20 protein-coding genes are annotated in these 21087 nt (G+C 65.6%); 12 read left to right on the forward strand and 8 right to left on the reverse strand.

Annotated features, from left to right (window positions below):
• The first annotated feature begins 12 nt into the window (after nt 1-12).
• On the forward strand, nt 13-795 hold the full coding sequence (locus EOA16_RS03900) for an SDR family oxidoreductase (protein WP_127255661.1): 783 nt from the start codon (nt 13-15) through the stop codon (nt 793-795).
• 134 nt (nt 796-929) lie between these two features.
• On the opposite strand, the gene EOA16_RS03905 is transcribed toward EOA16_RS03900, so the two are convergent.
• Complete coding sequence (locus EOA16_RS03905; protein WP_127255663.1) at nt 930-2432, reverse strand: ATP-binding protein; 1503 nt, start codon at nt 2430-2432, stop codon at nt 930-932.
• 208 nt (nt 2433-2640) lie between these two features.
• Here EOA16_RS03905 and EOA16_RS03910 point away from each other — a divergent pair, with 208 nt between their 5' ends.
• Entirely contained in the window at nt 2641-2946 is a 306-nt protein-coding gene (locus EOA16_RS03910) for a hypothetical protein (protein WP_013530714.1), read from the forward strand.
• A 64-nt stretch (nt 2947-3010) separates the two neighbouring features.
• Here EOA16_RS03910 and EOA16_RS03915 read toward each other — a convergent pair whose 3' ends face one another.
• The 3 genes from EOA16_RS03915 to EOA16_RS03925 all read right to left on the reverse strand — a co-directional run bounded on the left by EOA16_RS03915 (nt 3011) and on the right by EOA16_RS03925 (nt 5941).
• Nucleotides 3011-3859, reverse strand: coding sequence for an aldo/keto reductase (locus EOA16_RS03915; protein ID WP_127255665.1), 849 nt, complete (start codon nt 3857-3859; stop codon nt 3011-3013).
• A gap of 142 nt (nt 3860-4001) precedes the next feature.
• Entirely contained in the window at nt 4002-4634 is a 633-nt protein-coding gene (locus tag EOA16_RS03920; RefSeq protein ID WP_127255667.1) for a PQQ-binding-like beta-propeller repeat protein, read from the reverse strand.
• An 86-nt stretch (nt 4635-4720) separates the two neighbouring features.
• On the reverse strand, nt 4721-5941 hold the full coding sequence (locus EOA16_RS03925) for a helix-turn-helix domain-containing protein (RefSeq protein WP_127255669.1): 1221 nt from the start codon (nt 5939-5941) through the stop codon (nt 4721-4723).
• A gap of 302 nt (nt 5942-6243) precedes the next feature.
• On the opposite strand from EOA16_RS03925, the gene EOA16_RS03930 reads away from it, so the two are divergent.
• The 4 genes from EOA16_RS03930 to EOA16_RS03945 all read left to right on the forward strand — a co-directional run bounded on the left by EOA16_RS03930 (nt 6244) and on the right by EOA16_RS03945 (nt 8983).
• A complete protein-coding gene (locus EOA16_RS03930) occupies nt 6244-6996 on the forward strand; it encodes a thioredoxin family protein (RefSeq protein WP_127255671.1) in 753 nt (250 codons plus the stop codon).
• An 83-nt stretch (nt 6997-7079) separates the two neighbouring features.
• Nucleotides 7080-7340, forward strand: a complete 261-nt coding sequence (locus EOA16_RS03935) for a hypothetical protein (protein WP_127255673.1) — start codon at nt 7080-7082, stop codon at nt 7338-7340.
• Nucleotides 7341-7389: 49 nt separating this feature from the next.
• Complete coding sequence (locus EOA16_RS03940) at nt 7390-8394, forward strand: NAD(P)-dependent alcohol dehydrogenase (protein ID WP_127255675.1); 1005 nt, start codon at nt 7390-7392, stop codon at nt 8392-8394.
• Nucleotides 8395-8599: 205 nt separating this feature from the next.
• Nucleotides 8600-8983 carry a VOC family protein gene (locus EOA16_RS03945; RefSeq protein ID WP_127255676.1) on the forward strand — a complete coding sequence of 128 codons (384 nt, stop codon included), beginning with the start codon at nt 8600-8602 and terminating at the stop codon, nt 8981-8983.
• Between the two features lie 42 nt (nt 8984-9025).
• On the opposite strand, the gene EOA16_RS03950 is transcribed toward EOA16_RS03945, so the two are convergent.
• On the reverse strand, nt 9026-9889 hold the full coding sequence (locus tag EOA16_RS03950; RefSeq protein WP_245455848.1) for a bestrophin family ion channel: 864 nt from the start codon (nt 9887-9889) through the stop codon (nt 9026-9028).
• Between the two features lie 191 nt (nt 9890-10080).
• Nucleotides 10081-10701, reverse strand: a complete 621-nt coding sequence (locus EOA16_RS03955; RefSeq protein ID WP_127255678.1) for a TetR/AcrR family transcriptional regulator — start codon at nt 10699-10701, stop codon at nt 10081-10083.
• A gap of 290 nt (nt 10702-10991) precedes the next feature.
• Between EOA16_RS03955 and EOA16_RS03960 the strand changes: the two genes are divergently transcribed.
• The 6 genes from EOA16_RS03960 (at nt 10992) to EOA16_RS03990 (ending at nt 18877) form a co-directional block, all read left to right on the forward strand.
• Nucleotides 10992-11489, forward strand: coding sequence for a (2Fe-2S)-binding protein (locus EOA16_RS03960; protein WP_127255680.1), 498 nt, complete (start codon nt 10992-10994; stop codon nt 11487-11489).
• Nucleotides 11486-12544 carry a xanthine dehydrogenase family protein subunit M gene (locus EOA16_RS03965; RefSeq protein WP_127255682.1) on the forward strand — a complete coding sequence of 353 codons (1059 nt, stop codon included), beginning with the start codon at nt 11486-11488 and terminating at the stop codon, nt 12542-12544. The genes EOA16_RS03960 and EOA16_RS03965 overlap by 4 nt, the downstream gene beginning before the upstream one ends.
• Nucleotides 12534-14792: a xanthine dehydrogenase family protein molybdopterin-binding subunit gene (locus EOA16_RS03970; RefSeq protein ID WP_127255684.1), complete on the forward strand. Its 2259-nt coding sequence runs from the start codon at nt 12534-12536 to the stop codon at nt 14790-14792. Before EOA16_RS03965 ends, EOA16_RS03970 begins: the two co-directional genes overlap by 11 nt.
• 331 nt (nt 14793-15123) lie before the next feature.
• Nucleotides 15124-15603, forward strand: coding sequence for a (2Fe-2S)-binding protein (locus EOA16_RS03980; protein ID WP_127255686.1), 480 nt, complete (start codon nt 15124-15126; stop codon nt 15601-15603).
• Entirely contained in the window at nt 15600-16583 is a 984-nt protein-coding gene (locus EOA16_RS03985; RefSeq protein WP_127255688.1) for a xanthine dehydrogenase family protein subunit M, read from the forward strand. Before EOA16_RS03980 ends, EOA16_RS03985 begins: the two co-directional genes overlap by 4 nt.
• Nucleotides 16580-18877, forward strand: coding sequence for a xanthine dehydrogenase family protein molybdopterin-binding subunit (locus tag EOA16_RS03990; protein WP_127255690.1), 2298 nt, complete (start codon nt 16580-16582; stop codon nt 18875-18877). Before EOA16_RS03985 ends, EOA16_RS03990 begins: the two co-directional genes overlap by 4 nt.
• A 170-nt stretch (nt 18878-19047) precedes the next feature.
• Here the strand turns inward: EOA16_RS03990 and EOA16_RS03995 are convergent, their stop codons facing one another.
• Nucleotides 19048-19914 carry an outer membrane protein gene (locus tag EOA16_RS03995; RefSeq protein ID WP_245455849.1) on the reverse strand — a complete coding sequence of 289 codons (867 nt, stop codon included), beginning with the start codon at nt 19912-19914 and terminating at the stop codon, nt 19048-19050.
• Nucleotides 19915-20057: 143 nt separating this feature from the next.
• Nucleotides 20058-21017 carry an AraC family transcriptional regulator gene (locus tag EOA16_RS04000; RefSeq protein WP_127255692.1) on the reverse strand — a complete coding sequence of 320 codons (960 nt, stop codon included), beginning with the start codon at nt 21015-21017 and terminating at the stop codon, nt 20058-20060.
• Nucleotides 21018-21087 lie beyond the last annotated feature (70 nt).

Genomic DNA, 21087 nt, shown 5'->3' on the forward strand with positions numbered 1-21087 from the left:
CGGGGAAGAGGAATGGAGCTTCAGCTCGACGGCAAGGTGGCGCTGGTCACCGGCTCGACGCAGGGCATTGGCCGTGCCATCGCCGAGACGCTGGCGCGCTGCGGCGCCGGCGGCCTGCTCGTCACCGGGCGCGAGAAGACGCGCGGCGATGCCGTGGCGGAAGAGCTTTCACGGCTCGGTACGCCGACGGTTTTCGTCGCCGCCGACCTCGCCGACCCGGCAGCCCCTGCCCTTTTGGCGCAAGCCTGCATCGAGCGCTTCGGCCGCATCGATGCGCTGGTCAACGCCGCAGGGCTGACCGACCGGGCATCGTTCCTCGATGCCGATCTCGACGGCTGGGCCTCGCTGTTCGCCGTCAACGCGCGGGCGCCGTTCTTCCTCATGCAGGCAGCCATCGCCGACATGAAGAAGCGCGGTCAGGGCGGCGCCATCGTCAACATCCTGTCGATCAACGCTCATTGCGGCTCGCCGGAGCTCGCCGTCTATTCCGCCAGCAAGGGCGCGCTGGCCACGCTGACCAAGAACGCCGCCAATGCCCATCGCTTCGATCGCATCCGCGTCAACGGCATCAATGTCGGCTGGACCGACACGCCGGCCGAACGCGTCATGCAGGCCGAGACGCTGGGCAACGGGCCGGGCTGGCTCGATGCCGCCAATGCCTCGCAACCCTTCGGCCGCCTGTTCTCGACGAGCGACATCGCGAACCTCGCCGTCTTCCTGCTTTCGGATGCTGCGGGGCCGATGACCGGCACGCTCGTCGACCAGGAACAGTGGGTGATCGGGGCGAACCGGTGAGCGCCATCGAAACGCAAGCGCCATGCATGGCGCATTTCGGCGTCGGTGATTTCACGTTGCCATCAGGAATTGGTCGCGATGACCGTAGCTGAAAAAAGTCTATCGCCGCATTCGCTCAAAGCGCCCGCCCCGCCTCACAGCGCCAGGCTCCCCTGCTCCACCTCAGCGGCATTCGGATCTCCCGGTGCGGTGGCCCAGGCCAATTCGACCAGTGTCACCGTGCGCCGGCCTGTCCCGTCGAGCTGGCAGACGATGAGGCCCTGCTCCTCGATATAGGTCAAAAGGCGCCGGGCGCGGCGCAGCGAGTGCGAGCCGTAGGCGCGGGCGATCGCGGCATCGCTCGGGCACGGCCATCCCTCCTTCGCCGCGCGGGCAATCATCATGAACACGCCCTGCATGTCGTCGGGCAGCAGCGACGCGCGAACGGAAACGTCCCGCCACGCGTCATCCTGCGTCGTCTCGGAACCGAGGCCGGCCCGGGCGCGCGTCAGCATGCGGCGGAACTCCGGCAGATCGGGCACGACCGAGGCCAGGCCTTCGATACGGCAGCGGACCACGAACTCCTGATAGAGCACGCCGATCACGCGAAAACCGGCGTCGGGTTGCGCCAGGATGGCGCGCAGCACACGGTCGACGCGCTCGCGACGCTCGGCCAGATCCTCGGCGCTGACTTGCGGCTCCGCCGGTTCGGGGCGGATTTCCAAGGCCGCCGACTTCGCCGCCATCAGCTGGTCGAGCAGGTCCGGCGACGTCGTCCGGCGCGGCGCGCGCACCGTCTCCGGCGGCGGGGCAGCCAGGATGATCGCGCGTGCATCCTCGAGCGCTGCTTCCGGCATCGCCATCAGCCGCGGCGTGCCGTTGCGCGGGCTGGTATCCGTCGGGCCGATGCGCAGGCCCAGCGGACGGCGCGACAGCGCCGGGCCGAGCGCCATGAATTGCCCGCGTTCCAGATCGCGAAACGCTTCCGCCTGGCGTCGCTCCATGCCCAGAAGATCTGCGGCGCGCGCCATGTCGATATCAAGGAAGGTGCGGCCCATGAGAAAATTGGACGCCTCGGCTGCGACGTTCTTGGCGAGCTTTGCCAGCCGCTGTGTGGCAATGATGCCGGCCAGCCCGCGTTTGCGGCCACGGCACATCAAATTGGTCATGGCGCCGAGCGAGAGCTTTCGCGCTTCGTCCGACACCTCTCCGGCCACCGCCGGCGCGAACAGCTGCGCCTCGTCCACCACAACCAGCATCGGGTACCAGTGGTCACGGGCGACCTCGAACAGCCCGCCGAGGAAGGCGGCGGCACGCCGCATCTGGTTCTCGGCGTCGAGCCCTTCGAGATTGAGCACGGTGGAGACGCGATGCATGCGCGCCCGCTCGCCGGCCGCCTGCAGGCCGCGCTCGGTATGATGCTCGGCGTCGATCACCAGATGGCCATAACGGTCGCCCAGCGAAACGAAGTCGCCCTCGGGATCGATGATGGTCTGCTGCACCCAAGGCGCGCTCTGCTCCAGCAGGCGCCGCAGCAGATGCGACTTGCCCGAGCCCGAATTGCCCTGCACCAAAAGGCGCGTCGCGAGCAGTTCCTCGAGATCCAGCTTCGCCGGGGCGCCTGCGGTCGTCTGTCCCATCTCGATCGCAACGGTCATCTCGACTCAGGCGCTCCTTTCGCAGACGGGCTTATCAACTGGGTCACAGCCCGTCGAGCGTGCATGATCTCCTACGGCGTGTTGCGCACAACTGTGCAGACACCGTCTGGAGGGGTCATCAGCCGATGCCTGGCGCAAACTTTGGGTTGACCCCTTCGGACCACGAGGCGACACTCCACCCAACGCTACGAGTGCGAGGAGGAATGCGATGGACGAGCCCGAACGGTGGCGCCACATGTCGACGGCGCCGAAGGATGGCAGCCGCATCCTGGTCACTGTGCGTCCGTCCGAACAGGGACCGGCGGAAGTCGATCTTGCCTATTGGTCGCGTGCCGACCAGTTCGCGTCGGAAGGCTGGCGCGCGTCGGACTCTTCGCCGGGGCGCGTCATCGAATACGCCGACCCGGAACTGAAATGCTGGATGCCGCTGCCGACCGCCAACCTCAGCCGCGCGTCGATGCCGGCGCCGTGGGAAGGCGAAGACGCCCAGCAGCTCGACGGCTCGGGAATTTAAGAGGGCGAAGCCAGCCGATGTCCCTCCTCGTGGGGGAATTTGGCAGCTTCGCGGTCGGCTCCTCTCAGAACAGGAACGCGGCTGTGGCGGGGTTGGGCCCGTTGCGGCCCTCGGGCGAATCCATGCTACGGATCGTCTGCAGGTCCTGCGCATCCAGTTCGAAATCGAAGACATCGAAATTGGCGGCGATGCGATCCCTGCGGATCGACTTTGGAATGACGATCAGCCCCTCCTGGAGATGCCAGCGGATGATCGCCTGGGCGACGGACTTGCCATGTTTTTTGGCGATGCCTGCAATGGTCGGATCGCCGAGCAGCCGGCCGCTGCCCAACGGGCTCCAGCTTTCGATACGGATGCCGTGCTTGGCATGAAAGTCCCTGACACCGCGCTGCTGGAACTGAGGATGCAGCTCGATCTGGTTGACGACGGGCGTCACGCCGGTTTCCGCGATGATCCGCTCCAGATGGTCCTGGTTGAAGTTCGAAACGCCGATCGACTTGATGCGGCCGGCCTGCCGGAGTTCGACCAGCGTCTTCCAGGCCTCGACATATTTGTCCTGGCTGGGCACAGGCCAGTGGATCAGGAACAGGTCGATCTGTTCGACGCCGAGCTTCTCCATCGTCTCGTCGAAGGCGCGCAAAGCCGCATCGCGCTGGTGCGCGCCGTTGCGCAGTTTCGAGGTGATGAACAGCTCGCCGCGCGGCACGCCGGCGCTGCGGATCGCCTCTCCGACCCCTTCCTCGTTCTGATAGCCTTCGGCGGTATCGATCAGGCGATAGCCGGCCTCGATGCCCCAACCCACCACGTCGGCGGTGATGTCCTGGTCGACCTGCCACACACCGAGGCCGAGTTGGGGAATGGCGGAGCCGTCGTTCAATGCAATCTGTTCGGGCATGGTGGGCTGTTCAGGCATGGGGGATCCTTTGCAAAGCTGGGCCGGGAGTCCGCCCGGCGCACAGCCTATCTAGGTCCGACAAGGGGCAACGGCCAGCCGGCAGCGAACAAATTGCCGAGCGAAGTGCACTTGCAAGTGTGGCCCCGGTCAGGCGTCAGCCTCACTGAGGCCGGCGCACCGCCCGCACCACCCCGGCGGATGTGCTGCCGCAGTAGAGGCGGTCGCCGCCATCGGATTCAAGCCCCGACACGCCCATGCCGTCTGGCATGTCGAGCTTCTCCAAGACCTTGCCTGACCGCGGGTCGACGCGGCGCAGGTCGCTCTGGTCGCCTTCCCAGGTGGCGTGCCACAGTTCGCCGTCGACCCATGTCACCCCGGTGACGAAGCGATTGGATTCGATGGTGCGCAGGATTGCCCCCGTCTCCGGGTCGATCTGGTGGATCTTGCGCTCGCGATATTGTCCCACCCACAGCGTCCCTTCGGCCCAGGTCAGCCCGGAATCGCCGCCGCCGCCGGGCGCCGGAATGGTCGCCAGAACCTGGCCCGTATCAGGGTCGATCTTCTGTATCAGGTCGTTGGCAAGCTGGAAGAAATGCTGGCCGTCCCAAGCGGTCCCGGCATGCGCCGCGACATCGATCGAGCGCAGCTTCTGCCCGCTCTCCGGATCGAAGGCGCTCAGCTTCTCACCCGAGGCGAACCAGACATTGTTGCCGTCAAAGCTCACCCCATGCACCCTCTCCACATCCGGAAAGGGGCCGTATTCGCGCAGGACTTCGGCTGCTGACTGTTTCATGTCTTTGTCCTCGATGCTGGTCCCAAGGTGTGTCGAGATTCAGGTCAGCCATTTGCAGGCCGGCCTCACTTGAATATCAACATACCTTAACCACTCGGCAGCGGCGCCGGGAGTAACAAGGTGGTCGTGAATCCCGCCACCGGCGGCGTCATCCAGCGGCGCGCCCGGCCGTGCCCGAAAAACTGCACCTTGCCGGCCTCGCCAAGCTGCTCCAGCGCCCGCTGCACGCTGCGTTGGCCGGTGCCAAGCGCCAGCGCCAACGCCGAACTGGCCCAGGATTCACCATCGGCAAGGAACGCCAGCACCGCCGCGTGCCGCTCCTCGATTGGCCGCGCCAGCACCAGCACCTCGCGTGCGTGGCGCGGCGCCAGCGCGAAGCCCTGGCTGGTCGCGCCGATGTCGGCAAGGCCCCGCAATTCGGTGCGCAACCGGCCGATCTCGACCCGCAGCCGCGCCCGGTGCGATTCATCGGCGTGCCTGCCGCCGAAGGCTTGCGCGATCAGCCTCGCCCTCGACACATCGCCAGGCCATGCTTCGGCGAGCGTACGGGCCAGCGCAAACAGCACCGGCCGCGTTGCCAGAGAGACCATCTTCTCCTGTTGGCGCACGACATAGCGGAAGCTATCGACCAGCAGCGCCGGCGACGCCTGCAGCGCCTCGACGTCCTCGAGCAGCAGGGGCCGTTGCTCACCACCGGCGATCAGCCGCGCCGCCGGCGTGTCCAGCGCCAGGAATGCGCGGTCGACTTCAGCGATGAGCCCCGCAATACGTGCCTGGCGGGCGGCGTGGCGTGCCCACTCCAACGCCCTGCGCGCCGGCTTCGTCTTCAGGCGCCGCATCGCGATGCCGGCGACGGCTAGCTCGTGAGCGGCGCGCGAGGCCGGCGGAAGCGGCATCGGATCGAGCCCGGCCAGCACGTCTTCGGCCTCGTCGAGACGGCCGATCAATAGCAGACGGCGCACCTTGAGGTGACCGGCATGCGCGGCATTCAGCCGGTCGCCATGCTTTTCCAGCGTCGCCCGCGCCGCGTCCAAAGCCTTGGCCGGCCAGCCGAGATCCCGTGAGACCAGCGCGATCTCGGCCTCGGCAACGACGCATCTGGCGCGCGCCACCGCCTCTCTCGGGCCGAAGCCACGCGCGGCACGCCGCAGCAGCGTCTTGGCGCGATCGAGATCACCCAGCTGCGCCATGGCAATGCCGCGCAGCGCCAGCGCCGGCGGGTCTTCGCGCAAGGCGACGCGATCCAGCGCGCCGAGCGGGTCGCCCCCGGCCAGCGCCAGCGCCGCAGCGGTGATCAGCGAGTCCATTCAAATCCCGTCACACTTGTAACTCCCGCCTCGGCGCTGCCCGCCCTAACTTAAATCCGTACCGTCAACCGACAAGCCGCTTCGGCCAACTCTATCGGCAACGCGCGGCACGCCAAGGGAGAACCGACAATGCCAACCGACACTCCTCTCCACCCGATCGAAGGCACCGTGAGGATGCGCCACCCCTGCTGCGACGGGCCGGTTCCTGCAAATCCCGTCACACTTGTAACTCCCACCCTCGCGCTTCATCGCCCTATTCTGGCGGACAGCAAGCGACAACAGACTGGCAAAGGAGACGACCAATGACCAAGCACATCGCAATGAAGACCCCGCCGATCGTTTCGAGGCAGGACTGGGAAGCCGCCCGCGAACAGATGCTGGTGAAGGAAAAGGCGACGCTGCGCGCCAAGGACGCATTGGCCGCCGAGCGCCGGCGCATGCCGTGGATGGAAGTCGACAAGACCTATGTGTTCGAGGGGCCGAACGGCAGGGCGAGCCTGCTCGATTTGTTCGAAGGCCGCCGCCAGCTGATCGTCTATCGCGCCTTCTTCGAGCCCGGCGTGCATGGCTGGCCCGATCACGCCTGCCGCGGCTGTTCGCTGGGCGCCGACCAGGTCGGCCACCTCGCCCATCTCAACGCCCGCAACACCACGCTTGCCTACGCTTCGCGTGCCCCGCAGGCCGACATCGCGCGGCTGAAGCAGCGGATGGGCTGGGAGATGCCCTGGTACACAATCACTGACAGTTTCGACAAGGACTTCGGTGTCGACGAATGGCACGGCCACAACGTCTTCATCCGTGACGGCGACCGCATCTTCCGCACCTATCTCATCAACAGCCGCGGCGACGAGGCGATGGGCACCGTCTGGAGCTATCTCGACGCGACGCCGCTCGGCCGCCAGGAAATTTGGGAGGATTCGCCCGAAGGTTATCCGCAGACCCCGCTCTACTCCTGGTGGAACTGGCACGACAATTACGACGCCGGGGCAGATAAGAAATGGGAAGAAGTGTCTGCTGCCGGCGAGGCTGCATTCCGCGACAAGGGCGAGCAGTAACGGTTGTCCGGCTTGGGTTCCTCTCCCCACTCCGTGGAGAGAGGAACCTGTCGTGGCTGGCATAATCATCGAGGATTAAGGCGATGAGCGATATCCACACAGGTGCTGGCAGCACGATCCCGGAAGCCACCACCCTCGGGCTGGCCGACTGGCTTTGCCTTGCCGCGGCACCGACCTTCGCCGTGATGGCGCTGCTCACCTGCATCTTCAGCGGCGACGCGGCCATGCAGTGCATGGGCCCCGACGCCTCGCCCCTCACGGGCATGGCCGCGATGTATCTCCTGATGAGCGCCTTCCATCTGGCGCCCTGGCTGCGGGTGATTTCCGGCCGGCAGGCCCGCTAGGCGCAGCGCGCCGTTCCAATTTCAAACAGCCTACACATCGGAGAAGACAATGAGACTGGTCAGGCTAAGAGCGCCGGGCGGCTTGGGCAATCTCGACCTGGTCGAGGAGGATCCGCCCCAGCCAGGGCCGGGCGAGGTGCTGGTCAGGATCCGGGCCTGCGCATTGAACATGCGCGACGACTTTGCCGTGCAAGGCAAGATGCCTCTCGCCGACGGCCGCGTTCCGCTCTCCGACGGCGCCGGCGAAGTGATTGCCCTCGGCGACGGTGTCGATGCACTCAAGCCCGGAGACAGCGTCGTCAGCGTCTTCTATCCCTGGTGGCTGGGCGGCGACATGACGCCCTGCACCCGGCGCGATATTCCGGGAGACAGTTTCGACGGCTTCGCCAGCGAGTATGTCTGCATGCCGGCGCACGCTTTCACCAGGGCACCGGCAGGCTATACGCATGTCGAGGCGGCGTCGCTCACCTGCACCGGCGTTACTGCCTGGCGCGGCCTGGTTGTGTGCGGCAAGGTGAAGCCGGGCGACGCGGTGCTGGTCCTCGGTTCGGGCAGTGTATCGCTGTTCGCGCTGCAATTCGCCAAAGCCGCCGGCGCCAGGGTCATCGCCACCTCATCCGACGAGCAGAAGCTGGAGCGGCTCAAGCGCCTCGGAGCCGACGCCGTCATCAACTACAAGTCCGTCCCGGACTGGGGTCGCAAGGCCAGGGATCTGACGGGCGGACGCGGTGTCGATCACGTGATCGAGGTCGGCGGACCAGCCACGCTGGCGCAGTCGATTACCGCCTGCCGCACGGGCGGGCACATCGCCCTGGTCGGCGTGCTGACCGGCTTTGCGGCGGAAGTGTCTATCCCCGCCCTGTTTTCCAACCAGATCCGCATCAGCGGCATTTCCATCGGCAGCCGGGCCGACCAGGAAGATATGATCCGCGCGATAGAGGCTATTAGGCTGAAGCCCCTCATAGACCGCCATTTTCCGCTGCAGGACATCGCCACCGCCTTCGCGCACTACGAATCCCAGAAGCATTTCGGCAAGGTCTGCCTCGAAGTCTGAGCGCGCGCCAGGCGCCAGCAGCCCTCAAATCACATGCACGCCGATTTTTTGATGTGCGTCGGCAGCGCAATTCACACCTGGCGGTAATGTCGAGCTGCTCTAACTATGACCGCTCTAACGATGCGCTTGACTGACAAGCGTAACACCCATGGAAAACGCCGAGCGTTTCACCCTGGCCCGGCGGCTCCTACTTCGGGAGGCAGGCATGTCGGAAACCACGGTCAATGTGCGCTACATGGTCGACGATGTCGAAGCGGCCATCGAATGGTATGGCAAACATCTCGGCTTTTCGCTTCTCTCTGAGCATGCGCCCGCCTTCGCGGACGTCAAGCGCGGATCGTTGCGGCTCTTGCTCAGCGGGCCGACCAGCTCCGCCGGACGGCCGATGCCCGACGGCGAACAACCGCGGCCTGGTGGCTGGAATCGCATTCACCTTCTGGTCGAGGATATATCGGCCGAGGTGTCTCGCCTGCGCGCCGCCGGAGTGTCTTTCCGCAACGATATCGTGACCGGCCCCGGCGGATCGCAAATCCTGTTGATGGACCCTTCCGGAAATCTGGTCGAGCTGTTCCAGCCCGCTGGCCGCTGAGATTCCAGTTCAATCGGGTCCGTGCCTTCGTCGTGATTCCGGCTAGGTCGCGATGTCGTTGACCGGCAGCAGCGGCTTGGGAAGCTCGGCCTCGCCGAGGCCGCTGCGCAACTCGATCTCGATGTCGCGGCAGATTTGCGAGATCGGAACGTCGTTGGCGTTGCCTTCGAACGGGTTGGCGCTGCTTTCGCCGACCTGGTCGAGGGACATGTAGGCCCAGCCCAGCAGCGTGCTGAACGGGATCGTCAGCCAGATCGCGATCGGACCGAGCACGCCACCCAGTTTGCCCATATCGGCAAAGACGGGAACGACCCCGAATGGCAACAGCGTGCAGAAGATCATCACGAACATCGAACTGACGATGGCGTATTGCCGAGGATATGGATTGTTCTTGAGGCGATCGCAGCGCGCCTGCTGGTCATGGAAGTCGCGGATCAGCTTGGTCAATTCGCCGTAGATCTGGGGAGGGAGCTTTGTGTCCTTGAACAGCGCATTGACCTGGACAGATTGCTGTTCGAGCAGGGCTATCGCCGGCTGGGGCGATTTCAGGACGTCCTCGGCCTGTTCGGCGAGCAGTGGACGCAGCTCGTTGGCGACCGAGCTCGCATCCTCATGGATACGGTAGCGCCGCCGGTATTCGGTATTGGCGGCCCGGGCCATGGATTCCCATGGCATCGGCCGACGCAGAGAAAACGCAATGCCGTCATCCAGGCGATGTGGCGATAGATGAGCTGTCTGGCCGTCGGCGCGTCGAGGAAATCCCTGCAGAAATTTGACCACAACCGGCTGCTGGCCGTAATTTGCGTAAAAGCCTGCAGCGCGTCGCTGCTGCGGGTGAACACCTGCGAATTCTTGAACCCGGCGACGAGTGACACGGTGGTGCCAAGCACGAGCACCACCGACCATGGCACCGAGAACCCGGCGATGCCCGGAAGACGATAGGCCGCTACAGCCAGTCCGCTCACCACCACCATGTAGATGACGCTGCGCCGCGACCACAGCGCGAAATCGATCAGTTTGTAGGAACGGCCTACATACATCGGGTCCCCCTCAACTTATCGACAGGTGTGGTTTTTCACGGCCGGAATCTCGTCGCCTCATTGTGCCTTTACAGCCCCGAACCGCAGCCCGTCCATCAACAGCTTGACCAGCCGGCGCGAGCGGTCGCGCCATTCGGGGGTGTCGGGCGCTGAATAGATGCCGCCCAGCGCGTGCAACACATCGGAAGCGTCGACGTCGCCGCGGATGGTGCCGTCGGCTACCGCCGCCTCGACCAGGCGTCGCAAGGCTTGTGACACCCGGCCGAACGTGTCGGAAAACAGCGTCGAGTTGGTGGTGAGCACAATGCGCAGGCTGGTCGCCAGGCCGCGCTTGGTGGCGATGTAGTCGACGAAGCGCTGCATCCACTGTTCCAGCGCGACATCGGACGGATGTTTTTGGGCAAGCTCGCCGGCGGCCGCGCACAGCGCCTCCACCTCACGACGATAGACCACCTCGACCAGATGCTCGCGCGTCGGGAAATGCCGGTAGAGCGTGCCGATGCCGACGCCGGCGCGGCGCGCGATCTCCTCCAGCGAGCCATCGATGCCGCGCTCGGCAAAGACTGACACCGCCACCTCGACCAGCCGGTCGCGGTTGCGCCGCGCATCGGCGCGCAGCGGCTTTGCGTCTACGGCCTCGGCCTTCTGTTCAGCAATGGCGGACGGCTCGCTGGCCAATTTTTTCTCCACATCGTGTCAGGGGGCTTGAACCCGGCCGGGTCAGCCACCACGTAATAAACGGAGGCGCCTCCGTTTTAGTGGAGCACCTTTATCATATAATCAGGGGAACCGGTATGTCACGTCTTTCGCACACGCAAGCCGACATCTCCCCTGCCCGCCTGCCTCGCGGGAGATCCGCTGCCATCTCCGCTTTCGCCATCAAGACCTGACCGAACAGTTACCTTGCCCTTCTGCGGCAAGGCACCAGTTCAATCCCATCCGCGTCAAGCAACTGGAGCCAGACGCCCATGACCAGCCTTCCCATCACCCTCACCATCAACGGACACCGACACGAACTGGAGGTCGATCCGCGCGTAACCCTGCTCGACCTGCTGCGCGAGCGGCTCGATCTCACCGGTACCAAGAAGGGCTGCGATCGCGGCCAGTGCGGCGCCTGCACGGTGCTGGTCGACGGCAAGCGCATCAATTCCTGCCTGGCGCTGGCGGTCAGCCATGACGGCGCCAATGTCTTGACCATTGAAGGCGTCGCTCACGGCGAGGAGCTGCATCCGGTGCAGGCCGCCTTCATCGCCCATGACGGCTTCCAGTGCGGGTTCTGCACGCCCGGTCAGATCATGAGCACGCTCGGCCTGATCGCCGAGGGACAGGCCGGCGACGATCCCGAACGCATCCGTGAGGGGCTGAGCGGCAACATATGCCGCTGCGCGGCCTATGGCGGCATCGTCGAGGCCGTCCTGGAGGCCCAGCAACAGCTTGCCAAAGCAGACAGGAGGACCGCGGCATGAGAGACTTCGACTACATCAGGCCCGCCACCATCCCCGACGCCATCGCCGCGGCAGCCGAGCCGGGCTCGGCCTATCTCGCCGGCGGCACCAATCTGCTCGACCTGATGAAAGGCGGCATCACCAGTCCCGAGCGTATCGTCGACATCTCTCGGCTGCCGGAGCTCAGCCGCATCGAACGGCTGGACGATGGTGGCCTGCGCATCGGTGCGCTGGTCCGTAATGCCGACCTTGCATACGATCCGGCGTTCGCGAAATCCTATCCGGCGGTTGCCGAGGCGCTGCTGTCGGGCGCTTCGGCGCAGCTTCGCAACGCCGCCACCGTCGGCGGCAATCTTTTGCAGCGCACGCGCTGCAGCTATTTCTACGACACCGCCAGCGCCTGCAACAGGCGCGAGCCAGGCGCTGGCTGCGACGCGCTGGGCGGAGAAAACCGCCTGCACGCCGTGCTCGGCTGGAGCGACGCCTGCATAGCCACCCATCCGTCGGATTTCTGCGTGCCGCTGGTGGCGCTCGACGCGGTGGTCGAGATCGAAGGCAAGAAGGGCCGGCGCCATGTGACGCTGGAGGAATTCCACCGGCTTCCCGGCGAAACGCCGCAGCGGGAGAATGCGCTGGAGCCCGGCGACCTGATCGTAGCGGTGCGCCTGCCGGCGGAGGCTGCCTCCTTCTCCGCCAATGCCCGCTACCTGAAAGTCCGCGAACGAACCTCCTATGCCTTCGCCATCGTATCGGCCGCGGCGGCGCTCGTCGTTGACGGCGGCAAGATCCGCGCCGCAAGGCTGGCGCTGGGCGGCGTCGCGGCCAAGCCGTGGCGGGCACGAACGGCGGAAGCCGTCCTGCTTGGCGCGGACGCCAGCGAGGCGACCTTCGCCAGCGCCGCGGACGCTGCCTTGGCCGATGCCAGCCCCTCCGGCGACAATGCTTTCAAGATCGAGCTTGCCCGCCGCATCGTGGTCAGGGCGCTGATGTCTGCGCTTTCGGGAACGCCCGAGCGTCTGCCAGCTCTTCCTGCCTCCCCGTTCTCGAACATTCCTGGAGCGCGCCATGACGCTTGAACTCAGCCTCAACCAGCAACCCGCCCATGCCCGGCAGGGCTCCAGCATCGGCCAGCCGCTGACCCGCCGCGACGGCTTTCTGAAAGTCACCGGAGCCGCGCGCTATGCCGCCGACAACCATCCGCCCGGCATGCTCTACGCCGTGCTCGCTGTCTCCAGCATCGCACGCGGCCGCGTTGCCGCGCTGGATGTCGAGGCGGCCAAGGCGCATCAGGGCGTGGTCGAGGTGATGACGCCGTTGAACCGGCCAGCGCTCGCCGCCGACCCGGACGCCAAGGACCATCCCTTCATGTTCCGGCTCGACCTGCTGCAAAACGATCAGGTCCGCTACCCCAACCAGAGCATCGCCGTGGTGATCGCCGAGACGCTGGAAGCGGCGACCGAGGGGGCAGCACTGCTGTCGCCGCGCTATGAAGTGCTGCCGGCGCGCGTTGGCCTCGACGGCGCTGAAAGCTTCGTGCCGCGCGGTGTCGGCGTCGGCGGACCGGCGGTGCAGCACAAGGGCGATGTCGAGGCCGGCCTCAAATCGGCAAAGACACGGATCGAAGCCACCTACGAGACCCCCGCCCAGTACCACAACGCCATGGAGCCGCATGCGATCGTCGTCGCCTGGGATGGCGACACACTGTCGATCGACACACCGAGCCAGGGTCTTGCCATGGCGCAGGGCCGCATCGCCGGCCTGTTCGGCATCGCGCCGGAAAACGTCCACATCCGCAGCCCGTTCCTGGGTGGCGGCTTTGGCTCGAAAGGCATGATCTCCGGTCCGCAGGTGCTCGGCATCCTGGCGGCGCGCCTTGTCGGCCGTCCGGTCAAGCTGGTGCTGCGACGTGAGCAGATGTACGGGCCGGTCGGCCACCGTGCGCCGACGCGCCAGACGCTGCGCATGGGCATGGATGGCGAAGGGCGGCTGACGGCACTCGACCATCAGGCCAAGACTGCGTCGAGCACGTTCGACGATTTCTTCGAACCGGCGGCGGATGCCTCGCACACGCTCTATGCCAGCCCGGCCATCGCCACCTCGCACGATGCGGTACGGCTGGACACCGGTACGCCGCTGTTCATGCGGGCACCCGGCGAAGCCACCGGCTCGATCGCGCTCGAAAGCGCCATCGATGAGGCGGCACATGCCTGCGGCATGGACCCTCTGGAATTCCGGCTGCGGAACTATGCCGAGGTCGAGCCGATGACCGGCAAGCCGTTTTCCTCCAAGGCGCTGCGCGAATGCTACAGGCAGGCGGCCGAGACGTTCGGCTGGGCGAGCCGCCCCCTTCAGCCTCGGCTGATGCGCGACGCCGACGGTTTCCTGACCGGCTGGGGCATGGGCACGGCGACCTTTCCGGCCCTGATGTTCCAGGCCGAGGCCCGCGCCGTGCTGAGAAGCGACGGCAGCGGCGTGATGGAGACCGGCGCGCAGGACATGGGGCAAGGCGCCTGGACCGCCTTCGCCCAGATCGCAGCCGACGGACTGGGACTGGATATCGACCAGGTCGATTTCAGGGCCGGCAGTTCCGATCTGCCCAATGCAGGCATTGCCGGCGGCTCCGGCCACACGGCGACGGCCGGCATGGCGATCCACAATGCGGGCGCCGCCGTCATCGCCAGGCTCGCCGATCTCGCCACCGGTGACGAGCACTCACCGCTCTACGGCGCCGGCAATGAAGGCGTGCTGGCGCGCGGCGGCCGCCTCTATCGGCGCGACGATGAAAGCCGCGGTGAAAGCTATGCCGAGATCCTCACGCGCGCGGGCCTCTCCGAGATCGAGGGCCATGGCACGGGCGCTCCCGACCCGGCATCCCAGGAAACCTATGCCAAGCATGCGCATGGCGCCGTGTTCGCCGAGGTGAAGGTCGATCCGGATTTCGGCCAGATCCGCGTCACAAGGCTGGTCGGCGCGTTCGCCGCCGGGCGGGTTATCAATCCCAGGCTGGTGCGCAGCCAATATTATGGCGGCATGATCTGGGGCGTCTCGTTCGCGCTGCATGAGGAAGCCATCACCGACCGGCGCTCTGGCCGGATCCAGAATGCCAACCTCGCCGAATATCATGTCCCGGTGAATGCCGACGTTCCGTCGGTCGAGGCGCTGCTGGTTCACGAGGACGACCCTTACGTCAACGCGCTCGGCATCAAGGGCGTTGGCGAAATCGGCATCACCGGCACGGCCGGCGCGGTCGCCAATGCGGTCTGGCATGCGACCGGCGTGCGGCCCCGGCGCTTTCCGATCCGCATCGAGGACCTGCTGGGGTGAGGAGTGATCCGCCTAGCGTTCGGGAAGCCAAGCTTGGCTTCCCGAACGACGAACGGTGAAGGCCCGGTCCGCCTTCGGGCGGATCAAAATGTCCAGTGGACCTTTTTAAGGGGCTGAACGCCCGAAGGGCAGGAGCGGCAGCGAAGGGCCGGACAGCTGGCGCCAATGCATGTCGCCCAGAAGTGACCTCGGTTTTGGGAGAACGACATGCATAAAAACAAAGATCTGAAGCGGGTCGTCTGAATACGTTCAGACGCGACACGCTTCAGGTCCCCGCCGGCCCAACATGAGATCAACCGACTTCGCGTCAAGCAACTGGAGCCAGACGCCCATGACCAAAACAACAATCCCCGTCCATCTCGATATCAACGGCGACCATCACGAACTGCGACTCGAGCCGCGCGTCACGCTGCTCGATGCCTTGCGCGACCGGCTCGGCCTGACCGGCACCAAGAAGGGCTGCGACCACGGCCAGTGCGGCGCCTGCACCGTGCATGTCGACGGCGAGCGCGTGCTGGCCTGCCTGACGCTTGCGGCCCAAGTCGAGGGCCGCACCGTCACCACCATAGAGGGGCTTGCACGGGAGGGCGAAATGCATCCCGTGCAGGCTGCCTTCCTTGAGCAGGACGCCTTCCAGTGCGGCTATTGCACGCCAGGCCAGATCATGTCGGCGGTCGCCTGCATCCGTGAGGGCCATGCCGGCTCCAACGAGGAAATCCGCGAATACATGGCCGGCAATCTCTGCCGCTGCGGCGCCTATCCGCACATCGTCGCCGCCGTTCGTCAGGCGGCATTGGAGGTCCAGTCATGAGGGATTTTTCCTATCTGCGCGCCAATTCGCTTGATGCGGCACGTGAGGCAGCCGCCCTGCCCGGCGCCATGCTGCTTGCCGGCGGCACCACGTTGATCGACCTCGCCAAATGCGGCGTCGCCGAGCCCGAGACGCTGGTCGACATCACCCATCTCAAGGGGCTGGACAGCATCGAAATGAGCGAGCGCGGCGCCACCATCGGCGCGCTGGCCAGGATGGGCCATGTCGCCGACCATGCCGGCATCAGGAGCCGCTTCCCGGCCGTCTCCGAAGCCCTGTGGCAGGCGGCTTCCGCGCAGATCCGCAACATGGCGACCATCGGCGGCAATCTGATGCAGCGCACGCGCTGCCCCTATTTCCGTGACCCGGCGAATTTCCCCGCCTGCAACAAGCGGCAGCCCGGCAGCGGCTGTTCAGCCATCGGCGGCGTCACCAGGGGACACGCTGTGCTCGGCACCAGCGATGCCTGCATCGCCATGTATCCCGGCGACCTCGCGGTGGCGCTGGTCGCCTTCGATGCGATCTTGCATCTGGGCGAGCGCCAGATCCCGGTCGACGACTTTTTCCTGCTGCCCGGCACCACGCCGGATAGGGAACATGCGATCGCACCGGGCGAGATGATCACCGCCATTGAAATCCCCGGCTCGGCCTCTGCCCGGCGTTCGACTTATCTCAAGATCCGCGACCGGCAGTCCTATGAGTTTGCCGCGGCCAGTGCGGCCGTCGGTATCGAGTTCGAACCTGACCACCGAACGATCCGCGATTTGCGCGTGGCGCTCGGCGGCGTCGCGACCAAGCCGTGGCGTGCGCGGGCCGTGGAAGACGCGCTGAAGGGCAAGGTGCTGGAGCCGGATGCTGTGAGCGCCGCCAGCCTGCTCGCCGTCGAAGGCGCCGTCGACCAGGGCGCCAACCACTACAAGATCGAACTGGCGCCGCGCGTCGTCGCCCGCGCCATCCTCAAATTGGGAGAGACGGCATGACCGTTCACAACATCAGACATGGGGATGCGTCCGACGGCGCTTTTGCCGAAGCCGTCGGCGGCCGGCTGTCGCGCGTCGACGGCCGGGCCAAGATCACCGGCGCAGCGAAATACGCCGTCGAGCAGCAGCTCGAAGGCCTCGCCTACGCCGTACTGGTCGAGAGCACGATTGCATCCGGCAAGGTGCGCGCGATCGACACCACTGCCGCTCAGGCGGCGCCCGGCGTGCTGCAGGTGCTGACGCCGGACACCATCATCAGCCTGAAAACCGCGGCGGACTGGTTCGGCACACCGCCGCCCGACAAGCCCTATTGCCCGCTGGCGCGCGACATCACCTTTTCGGGTCAGCATGTCGCCGCCGTGGTCGCCGAGACCTTCGAACAGGCGGTCGCGGCGGCAGCACTGGTCAAGGTCAGCTATGACGAGACGCCTTCCATCGTCGACCTCAGCGATGCCAAGGCCGGCGACGGCATTCCGATCGACGCCATGACCAAGGAATGGGGCGATGCGCAAGGTGCGTTCGCGTCGGCACCGGTCCGCATCTGCGCCGCCTACAACACGCCGCGCGAATACCAAGCGCCGATGGAGCCGCATGGCCTGATCGCGCGCTGGGACGGCGACCGGCTCACCGTATGGGAGCCGAGCCAGTGGCTCGACGGCATGGCCCGCACCTATGCCGAATGGTTCGGCGTGCCGTTCGAGAACGTGCGGCTGGTGTCGCCCTATATTGGCGGCGGCTTCGGCTCCAAGGCGCTGGCGCTCAGCCATGGCGCGGTGGCCGCATGTGCCGCCAAAATGCTTGGCCGGCCGGTGCGCCTGGTGATGACGCGGCCGCAGACTTTTACCGGTTACGGTGGCCGCGCGGCGACGCGCCAGACGGTGACGATCGGTGCCGACGCGCAAGGGAAAATCCAGTCGATCGTGCATCGCGGCGTCAACGAAACCTCAATCGACGGCATGTGGGTCGAGCCGCTGGGATCGGTCACCTCGATCATGTACGCAACGCCGAATTTCTCCTCCAGGCAGAATGTCGTACGGGTCAATTCGGTGGTGCCGGGCGCCATGCGCGCGCCGGGCGAAAATCCTTCCGCCTTCGGCATCGAAAGCGCCATCGACGAACTCGCCTACGAGGTCGGCATCGATCCACTGGAAATCCGGCTGCGGAACTATGCCGAGCAGGATCCGCATGCCAAAAAAGCCTGGTCGACCAGGCAGTTGCGCGAGGCTTTTGCCGCGGGCGCCGAGCGCTTCGGCTGGTCCAGGCGCTCGCCCGAACCGCGCTCGATGCGCGACGGCAACCAGCTGATCGGATGGGGCGTCGCCGCCGGCACCTATCCGGTGCGGCGCGCCTATGGCGAGGCGATCGTGCGCATCCTGGCGGACGGCTCGGTCGAGGTCGAGAGCTCCTCGATCGACATGGGCCAGGGCACCTACACCATCTTGGCCCAGACCGCCGCCGAAACGGTCGGCGTGCGAGCCGACGACGTGGTGGTGAAGCTCGGTGACTCGCGCTTTCCCCGCGCCGGCGTCACCGGTGGCTCGCGGCTGGCCGGCGTGATGACAGGCGCCGTCTACAAGGCGGCGACCTCGGCGCTCGACCAGCTGATCGGCCTCGCCATCAGCGATCCGCGCTCGCCCTTCCATGCGCTGCAGGCCAACACTTTGGTCGCCGCCAATGGCCGTATGTCATCGCCGCGCGGCGATGGCCCTGATCTCTCGATCGCCGAACTGCTCAAAAGCGTTGGCCGCGACCACATCGAAGCCACCGGCGACACCATGCCGGCCAATTCGACGCCGGAGGATCGCTACAAGAACTACACCACCATCGCCATGGCGCTGCCGCACACCGAGGGCGACTACTCCCGGCACTCCTGGTGCGCGCATTTCATCGAGGTGCGCGTCGACGAGGATTTCGGCACGGTGCGCGTATCGCGCGTGGTGTCGGCGCTGGATTCAGGCCGGCTCTACAACCCGAAACTGGCCGAAAGCCAGTGGAAGGGCGGCATCATCATGGGCATCGGCCAGGCGCTGCTGGAAGAAGGCATCGTCGACCGCCGCCATGGCCGCATCGTCAACAACAACCTCGCCGATTACCTCGTGCCGACCAATGCCGACATCCCGGACATCGAGGTGATCTCGGTCGGCATCCCCGACCTGCATTCCTCGGTGCTCGGCGGCAAGGGCGTCGGTGAGCTGGCGATTGTCGGCGTGGCGCCGGCGATTGCCAACGCGGTGTTCCATGCGACGGGGAAGAGGATACGCGACCTGCCGATCACGCTAGAGAAGCTGATCTGAGCGGTGGCTGATTTCCCCCTCGAGGGGGAGATGTCACCGAAGGCGACAGAGGGGGTCGCCGCGGGTAGAGCGCTAACTTATTCGCCGCAGGAGGTCGCATCCGGTCGGACCGACCCCCTCTGGCCTGCCGGCCATCTCCCCCTCGAGGGGGGAGATCAGCAGCTTCAACGTCAGAATTTGTAGCTGAGCCCGACCCGCAAATCTTGCGTCTTGAGATCGACGTTCGCAACCGTGCCAAAACCAAAAAGCGGCACCGAGATATCCTTTTTGCCGAAGTCGGAGTAGCGATATTCGACGCGAGCGATCCACCTGTCGGTGAAGGCGTGCTCAACGCCAGCCCCAACCGTCCAGCCAAGATGGGTTTCGTCGTGGATTGTTATTGAACCGCCGGGACCCCCGGTGATCACATTCATTTCATACTTGGCCGCGGCCACGCCCGCAGTGATGTAAGGCAAAGTCCGATCGAACGCATAGCCGGCCCGCAGCCGCGCCGAACCCGACCACTTGAGTTCGCTATCAAGCAACGCGCCGGCGCCGGCGAAGGTCCCCACCGCATCTACATTGCTGTACGCAATGTCAGCCTCGGCACCAAGCACGAAGCGGTTCGCCAATTCCTGGTTGAAGCCTATGTGAACGCCGCCAATAAAACCGTCCGGATCGAGGGGAGCGTTGACGTCGGTGCCCCCAATACCAGCGCCGGCGATGAAGAGATTGGATTTTCCGGCTACGTAACCGAAGTGAACGCCAGCATAGAGGCCGGACCAGTCGTAGTCGGCGGCAATGGGCGAGGTTTCATTGATGTCCGCCGCGGACGCCATGCCGACAGGCGCGAGAATGAAGGCTGTGGCGAGAAGAATCGTTTTCATTGTTGTTTGCTGCTCCAAGTGTTGCGTTCCCCCCGATGCGGAAATGCTCAGCGGAGATCCAAGTGTTGTCGAGACCTCGGTGTCGCATTGTTCACCGGCGGCGTCTTGGGCTGAGCCGCACTGGAATTGTCCTGGAAAGCGCTGCGGCACTTGCGCGATCAGTGTGGCCATTCGGCATCAGCCCATCGGCTCGCGCCGCGGTCGAAGGGGTCCATCCGACGCGCTCAAGTTCTAGTTTTATGAATGTGGGTGGCCCAAAACCGCTGCGCGCCCTCGGGTCCAAAGCATATGCTTTTGGGCGACATGCATTGTTATTAGCGGGCACTGCCCGGTGTCGAGCCGAAGCGGCGGCGGAAGCAACGGTTGAAATAGGACACGTCGGAGAAGCCGCTGAGCAGCGCGATCTCGCTGATCCGCATGCGGTCGTTGCGCCTGTCGGACAGCATCCGATGGGCTCTCTGCAAGCGCAGTTCGAGAATGCGCTCGGCAAAGCTCACCCCGGTTTCCTGCAACAGGTCATGGACATAGCGAACGGAGAGCCGCAACTGCCCGGCAACGCTCTGCGCCGAAATGGCGGGATCGGCGAAATTGTCGCGCATCTTCTGCAGTATGGCCTGCAGCCTTGCCGCGCGCAGGCCGCGCAGGCCCGCCAGTTCGGCCGCTTCGCCCTTGGCGCCGGTCGCCAGGCCGATCAGGTCGACGATCGTTTCGGTGGCGTGGCCGATGAGGTCGGGCGAGGCCAGGGCCGGGCCTGCTTCCAGGAAGCTGCAATAGCGCTTGAGCATGCCGAGCGCCTCATTGTCGGCTCCGACGGTCAACGCCAGCCGATCCTCGATATGAGCGAAGGCATTTTCCAGCACGGCACGGGGGAGCACCACATTGGCCCAGACATTGCTGTCGCCGCCGGTCATCTGCAACGCTTCCGAAGCCGAGACCAGTGCGGCCTCGCCTTTGCCGACGTGATAATCGCGGCCAATCTGCGTGCCGCTGAGCACCGTATCGCCATTGTTGACCAGCAGCAGATAGCCGTCGCGACCGTCGGCGGCGATATTGCCCGCCTTGCGGCTGGCATGACGTATCGTCCCGGCCATCTGCCCAAGCACCAGCGACCCGACAGCCGTCGCTTCGATCGCGGCTTCGAACGACAGTCTCTCCGAAATCGTGTATTCGACCGACCATATCTCGGCGACATGGATGTCCTGCCAGAGCGCGAAGCGTGCGCGATGATCCAGATGCGGCGGCAAATCCGCCGATGAGAAGACGTTCTTTTGCAAGGGACGACCGGCCTTTCTACAATCGCGTCTTCATTTCGACACGCACCGTATTGGACCAGATCACGGTCTG

Origin of the sequence: Mesorhizobium sp. M7A.F.Ca.US.008.03.1.1, assembly GCF_003997495.1 — a bacterium.
Taxonomy (GTDB): domain Bacteria; phylum Pseudomonadota; class Alphaproteobacteria; order Rhizobiales; family Rhizobiaceae; genus Mesorhizobium.

Bases quoted from the DNA above. Each gene is read 5' to 3' on its own strand.
- EOA16_RS03925 (WP_127255669.1), bottom strand. From the start codon at position 5,941: ATGGACTCGCTGATCACCGCTGCGGCGCTGGCGCTGGCCGGGGGCGAC.
- EOA16_RS03915 (WP_127255665.1), bottom strand. From the start codon at position 3,859: ATGCCTGAACAGCCCACCATGCCCGAACAGATTGCATTGAACGACGGC.
- EOA16_RS03995 (WP_245455849.1), bottom strand. From the start codon at position 19,914: ATGGCCACACTGATCGCGCAAGTGCCGCAGCGCTTTCCAGGACAATTC.
- EOA16_RS03950 (WP_245455848.1), bottom strand. From the start codon at position 9,889: ATGGTCGGTGGTGCTCGTGCTTGGCACCACCGTGTCACTCGTCGCCGG.
- EOA16_RS03990 (WP_127255690.1), top strand. From the start codon at position 16,580: ATGACCGTTCACAACATCAGACATGGGGATGCGTCCGACGGCGCTTTT.
- EOA16_RS03910 (WP_013530714.1), top strand. From the start codon at position 2,641: ATGGACGAGCCCGAACGGTGGCGCCACATGTCGACGGCGCCGAAGGAT.
- EOA16_RS03905 (WP_127255663.1), bottom strand. From the start codon at position 2,432: ATGACCGTTGCGATCGAGATGGGACAGACGACCGCAGGCGCCCCGGCG.
- EOA16_RS03980 (WP_127255686.1), top strand. From the start codon at position 15,124: ATGACCAAAACAACAATCCCCGTCCATCTCGATATCAACGGCGACCAT.
- EOA16_RS03930 (WP_127255671.1), top strand. From the start codon at position 6,244: ATGACCAAGCACATCGCAATGAAGACCCCGCCGATCGTTTCGAGGCAG.
- EOA16_RS03935 (WP_127255673.1), top strand. From the start codon at position 7,080: ATGAGCGATATCCACACAGGTGCTGGCAGCACGATCCCGGAAGCCACC.
- EOA16_RS03965 (WP_127255682.1), top strand. From the start codon at position 11,486: ATGAGAGACTTCGACTACATCAGGCCCGCCACCATCCCCGACGCCATC.
- EOA16_RS03900 (WP_127255661.1), top strand. From the start codon at position 13: ATGGAGCTTCAGCTCGACGGCAAGGTGGCGCTGGTCACCGGCTCGACG.
- EOA16_RS03920 (WP_127255667.1), bottom strand. From the start codon at position 4,634: ATGAAACAGTCAGCAGCCGAAGTCCTGCGCGAATACGGCCCCTTTCCG.
- EOA16_RS03945 (WP_127255676.1), top strand. From the start codon at position 8,600: ATGTCGGAAACCACGGTCAATGTGCGCTACATGGTCGACGATGTCGAA.
- EOA16_RS03985 (WP_127255688.1), top strand. From the start codon at position 15,600: ATGAGGGATTTTTCCTATCTGCGCGCCAATTCGCTTGATGCGGCACGT.
- EOA16_RS03940 (WP_127255675.1), top strand. From the start codon at position 7,390: ATGAGACTGGTCAGGCTAAGAGCGCCGGGCGGCTTGGGCAATCTCGAC.
- EOA16_RS03970 (WP_127255684.1), top strand. From the start codon at position 12,534: ATGACGCTTGAACTCAGCCTCAACCAGCAACCCGCCCATGCCCGGCAG.
- EOA16_RS03960 (WP_127255680.1), top strand. From the start codon at position 10,992: ATGACCAGCCTTCCCATCACCCTCACCATCAACGGACACCGACACGAA.